8 protein-coding genes are annotated in these 4,335 nt (G+C 36.4%); 6 read left to right on the top strand and 2 right to left on the bottom strand.

Annotated features, from left to right (window positions below):
- Window positions 1-411, bottom strand: a 411-nt coding sequence (locus ACFIL7_RS02365; protein ID WP_375683294.1) for a YdaU family protein, incomplete at its 3' end; no start/stop codon positions are given.
- A gap of 126 nt (window positions 412-537) precedes the next feature.
- Window positions 538-783 (bottom strand): helix-turn-helix transcriptional regulator, encoded by a 246-nt coding sequence (locus tag ACFIL7_RS02360; RefSeq protein WP_375633286.1) that lies wholly within the window; start codon window positions 781-783, stop codon window positions 538-540.
- Between the two features lie 99 nt (window positions 784-882).
- Between ACFIL7_RS02360 and ACFIL7_RS02355 the strand changes: the two genes are divergently transcribed.
- The 6 genes from ACFIL7_RS02355 to ACFIL7_RS02330 all read left to right on the top strand — a co-directional run.
- A complete protein-coding gene (locus ACFIL7_RS02355) occupies window positions 883-1,485 on the top strand; it encodes a S24 family peptidase (protein ID WP_375627583.1) in 603 nt (200 codons plus the stop codon).
- 171 nt (window positions 1,486-1,656) lie between these two features.
- Complete coding sequence (locus ACFIL7_RS02350) at window positions 1,657-2,031, top strand: hypothetical protein (protein WP_375683293.1); 375 nt, start codon at window positions 1,657-1,659, stop codon at window positions 2,029-2,031.
- 63 nt (window positions 2,032-2,094) lie between these two features.
- Window positions 2,095-2,451 (top strand): antA/AntB antirepressor family protein, encoded by a 357-nt coding sequence (locus ACFIL7_RS02345; protein WP_375683292.1) that lies wholly within the window; start codon window positions 2,095-2,097, stop codon window positions 2,449-2,451.
- Window positions 2,452-2,466: 15 nt separating this feature from the next.
- Window positions 2,467-3,195 carry a Rha family transcriptional regulator gene (locus tag ACFIL7_RS02340; RefSeq protein ID WP_375683295.1) on the top strand — a complete coding sequence of 243 codons (729 nt, stop codon included), beginning with the start codon at window positions 2,467-2,469 and terminating at the stop codon, window positions 3,193-3,195.
- 12 nt (window positions 3,196-3,207) lie between these two features.
- A complete protein-coding gene (locus ACFIL7_RS02335; RefSeq protein ID WP_375637119.1) occupies window positions 3,208-3,615 on the top strand; it encodes a hypothetical protein in 408 nt (135 codons plus the stop codon).
- Between the two features lie 124 nt (window positions 3,616-3,739).
- Window positions 3,740-4,335 (top strand): ERF family protein (locus ACFIL7_RS02330; RefSeq protein ID WP_375683291.1); only part of this gene is annotated, 596 nt, incomplete at its 3' end.

The raw sequence follows: 4,335 nt of genomic DNA, 5'->3' as shown, positions 1-4,335 counted from the left end.
AAAAAAAACGTTTTGCTTGTCATTTGCTTCAGCAAAATTATTAACATGTTGTTTTGTATTATTTTTTGCTTGTGCACCTTTTTTACCAGCCTCACTACGAACTTGCGATATGTGCTCTTTTTTATCAGCAAAATCGTTCAGCTCTTCTTCAACGCGCGTATTCCACAATCCATTATCTGTCTCAACAAGTTTATCATTCCTCATTAAGTATTCGACAATAGCTGCAAATTTTTTCTGCGAACAATTGCAAGCACGTGCAAGCGTTTCAAAATCTTCTTTAATTGGTGCTTTTTTATCGTACATGCGAACGAGAAGCGTCATATAAGCGCCCCTTTGCTCTAACGTCATTCCATCTGTACCACTTATCCAGTCATACAAATGGAATCTTATCCATGGCATACCATTAGACATGCGCATCCCCTTTTTTTATTAAATATAAATGAGTGATCATAATCCCCCCCTTAAAGCTGTTGCGTATTTATGCGTGCGCATGGTGACGCGTAATCTATTTATTTGATCTCTTTATTTAATGCCTGTTTAAGAATGTGAATGGTGCTGTTGATGTTCATTACTATCTGTAGGAGCAGCAATAAAAGCAGAACTAGAGCTAGAACTATCCTTCAACTTTTGCAGCTTTAAATAACTATTTAAAGATAGTCCTTTGCCTTGTTCCCAACGACAAACAGAGGCTTGCTTAACGCCTAAAATGTCTGCTAATTCTTTTTGTGTTAGCGATAAACACTTTCGGATAGATTTAATCTTGAATTTTTCCTCTGTGTCCATTTGAGTTAAGTCCTTTATTTTAACCATATACGCAATTGTATAGAGTTAATTAAAAAAAACAATAGATTTTTTTAATTTTAAAATCATAAGTAACTAATTATGACGAAAAATATCATTGCGACATTGCAAGTATTGCAATCTGAGTTTGGTCTTAATCAAAAAGATCTTGCCGATAGATTAAATGTAACCCAAGCGACCGTGTCAAGATGGTTAGGAAGTGAATCAGATCCCAGAGGTTCACACAGAGACTCAATTCTAGAACTTTATAAAAGCTTAAAAGGTTATAATCAAATTACTACAGTTGTTCCTGTCATGGGATATGTAGGAGCAGGATTAGAGATTGATACCGATGTTGAGCAAATCCCAGAAGATGGGCTTGAAACAATCGAAATACCATTTGATTTGCCTTTTGAAACAATAGGATTCATGGTTCGTGGAGATTCTATGTATCCCGTATATAAAGATGGTGATTTAATCGTAGTTAAACATCTGCAAACAAAGCCAATGAGCGATTATTACGGTGATGAAGTTGTCGTTCTAACAGAAGATAATAGGCGTTTCATCAAACAAATTACTCGCTCTTCAGAGGGCATTGTACTCAAATCATGGAATGCGCTACCTATTAAAAATGCAAAGATAAAATGGGTTGGAGAAATAGTTGCAATATTACCGCGCAAATCCTATCGTCTACTTATGAAGTAATCCCAATAAAGTTTTTGATTCTATTGCTTGTGAAGATGGCATTTAAGTGAAAATGCAAAAAAAAATGAAATATATGCGATTTTTTGCTTGCTTATATTTATACATTTACGTATAAGTAATTATACAAACCACGCACAAACAATCGCCAAGAGGCGTTAGGGAGGAAAAATTATGGAAAATCCAATTCTTATAAATTCCAATGAAATTTTATTAGTTACCTACGATAAAGATCAACACATTGCAGAGTCTGGACCACTTGATGCAAGTCAAATTCTAAGCATTGTTGATGAGGTAGATGATGCAATCCAAATCTTTCGTATAAATCCCTCTGAGAATAATTGTGAAGATATCTCTGAAGAGATTGCAGACGCATATGTAGAAAAAAATATTGAACATCTCCATGAGGATAGTGAGGTTCATGACTTTGTACGTGAAAGTGATGCTTACCACGATCTTTTATCTGATTTAGCAGACGAAAAATATAATGATGAGATTTACGGTACTTACGAACAACAACACCGTTTGCGTCCTTGTGATGTGCTTTAAATTCTAAAGGGCGCATTTAAAAGCGCCCCCTTTTCCCCATCAATAATTGATTAGAGTAAACTTATGAACACACATGATAATGATAGTGAAGGATATCTCATACCTGAAAACGAGGTAGACAACAAAATTGGTTATGTCCAAATGGTCAATGCCCATGTAATGCATAGGTACTTACATTTGAAACAAGATTTTTCCACTTGGTTTAATGATTGTGTTGAAAAGCTTGATCTAAAAGAAGGCGTGGATTTTGTTTTTACAAAACAAGAATGGAACAGACAGAAGATTTGTCCAAAATCTGAAATAGAAACAGATAAAACTGATAATCATTACTTCAAAATTCACGCAGCAAGGAAAATTGCTCAAGCAGAACGTCATAGAAACTATGGCAGAATATTATATCAAACCTTGTGTTTTTCTTAATTAAGGGGGGTGATGATGCAAAACTTTATTACAATATCTGAAAACAATTTTCAAAACACAACTGTTCCAACCATGTCTAGTCGTGAAATTGCAGAGTTATGTGGTAAGCAACATGCGCATATTATGCGTGATATTCGGCAAATGTTAGGAGAATTATATCCTGAAGGGGGTCAATCCAAATTTGGATCCACCTATTTAGATAAACAGGGTAAGCCCCAAAACTGTTACAACCTCCCTAAGCGTGAATGCCTTATCTTAGTTTCTGGTTACAGCATGACATTACGTGCTAGGATTATAGACCGTTGGCAAGAATTGGAAAAGCAAGCAGTAACACCACAAATCGACTATTCAAGTCCAAAGGCTATGATTGGCTTTTTGAATTACCTACAAGGTCAAATAGATCAAAAAGACACCATCATTGAAGATTTAACACCAAAAGCCATGGCTCTTGAAAGCTTACAACGTCATGACGGACTGTTTAGTCTTACAGAAACCGCTAAAATACTCGAGATGCAACCAAAACAATTCATTCAATTCTTACAGCAAAAAGGTTGGGTTTACAGACGAGCAGCAGGTGGAAATTTGCTTCCTTATCAAGACAAAATCCAAAAGAAACTTATGGATTGTCCAACCATCACACTTCAAACCGCAAATGGAATAGAAAAGGTCATTCCTTGCGCAAAAGTCACAGCAAAAGGAATTGGTGTGCTGTCTCAAGAGCTTAAAAGACAAAGCATGCATTAAGAGGAGGTTATCATGATAAAAAAGAAATACGAACTGACAGACGCAACAATCGAAGTTAATGGCAGAACTCTCCACCGCATTCGCGCCTTACGAGACTTTGGAAACGTCGAGAAAGGCGATTTAGGGGGGTTTATAGAGCATGAGGGCAATTTAAGTCACGAAGGGGATTGCTGGGTTGGTGATAATGCATGGGTTTATGAAGGCGCCCGTGTTTATGATGATGCACAAATTTCTGATAATGTTCAAGTTTTTGGTAATGCAGAAGTTTACGAGGGTATACATTTTTATGGATATATAGAAGTTTACGGTGATGTACGTGTTTTTGGTAACTGCGATGCTATATACATTACCAATGATGCAGGTGCTTATGGGTATGTTGATAATACTGACCTCACCTCAACTAGAGAACAAACCAAATGAAAAAATACGACCGACTAATCTTATAGTATCTCTATAAGCCGTTTCTAACACCGAAAAACCAACTTTTAAACACCAGCGTGATTCACGCCACGGGGGAATTGCGCTCAAATAGGAGGAAATCAAGATGAGTAAACAAAACACTAACCTAACAGAAATTGAAGAAACGCATCACTTAGCGGTTAAACAAACTGCTATGGAACGTATTTTAAACAGAGCCTTAGAAAATGACGTCGATATGGATCGTCTCGAGCGTCTCATTGCCTTACGAGAAAAAGAAATAGAACGACAAAACTACGAAAGATTTGCCAGTGATCTTTCGAATATGCAAATAGAATATCAAAAAATACAAAAAAACTCTACAAACACCCATACAAACAGCCAATATGCAACCCTTGACCAGTACATTGATGCTGTAAAAAACACTCTTGCAAAACACCGATTTGCTTTGTTTTCTCGTATCAAAGAACAGAGTTCAGACAATATAATTATAGAAATGACTTTGACGCATCCGTCTGGAAATAAAATCTCAACAGAAGGAAAGTTTCCTTATGACACTAAAGGATGCAAATCAAATATACAATCGGTTGGTTCTGCAATCACATACGCACGCAGATATCTGTTAGGCATGCTTCTTAATGTCGTGAGTGAAGATGATGATACAGATGGAAACCCGCCTATTAAAAAGGCTTTTCCACAACAGATCAATGAAATCAGAAGACT

It is taken from the genome of Bartonella sp. AP3QHHD (assembly GCF_042195765.1).
In the GTDB taxonomy this organism is placed as follows: Bacteria; Pseudomonadota; Alphaproteobacteria; order Rhizobiales; family Rhizobiaceae; genus Bartonella.
Note: the sequence above shows the minus strand (reverse complement) of the source record. Positions and strands in the feature narration are given on the sequence as shown.

Excerpts from the sequence above, each read along its gene's own strand:
- ACFIL7_RS02340 (WP_375683295.1), top strand. The coding sequence starts at position 2,467 with ATGCAAAACTTTATTACAATATCTGAAAACAATTTTCAAAACACAACT.
- ACFIL7_RS02345 (WP_375683292.1), top strand. The coding sequence starts at position 2,095 with ATGAACACACATGATAATGATAGTGAAGGATATCTCATACCTGAAAAC.
- ACFIL7_RS02360 (WP_375633286.1), bottom strand. The coding sequence starts at position 783 with ATGGACACAGAGGAAAAATTCAAGATTAAATCTATCCGAAAGTGTTTA.
- ACFIL7_RS02350 (WP_375683293.1), top strand. The coding sequence starts at position 1,657 with ATGGAAAATCCAATTCTTATAAATTCCAATGAAATTTTATTAGTTACC.
- ACFIL7_RS02335 (WP_375637119.1), top strand. The coding sequence starts at position 3,208 with ATGATAAAAAAGAAATACGAACTGACAGACGCAACAATCGAAGTTAAT.
- ACFIL7_RS02355 (WP_375627583.1), top strand. The coding sequence starts at position 883 with ATGACGAAAAATATCATTGCGACATTGCAAGTATTGCAATCTGAGTTT.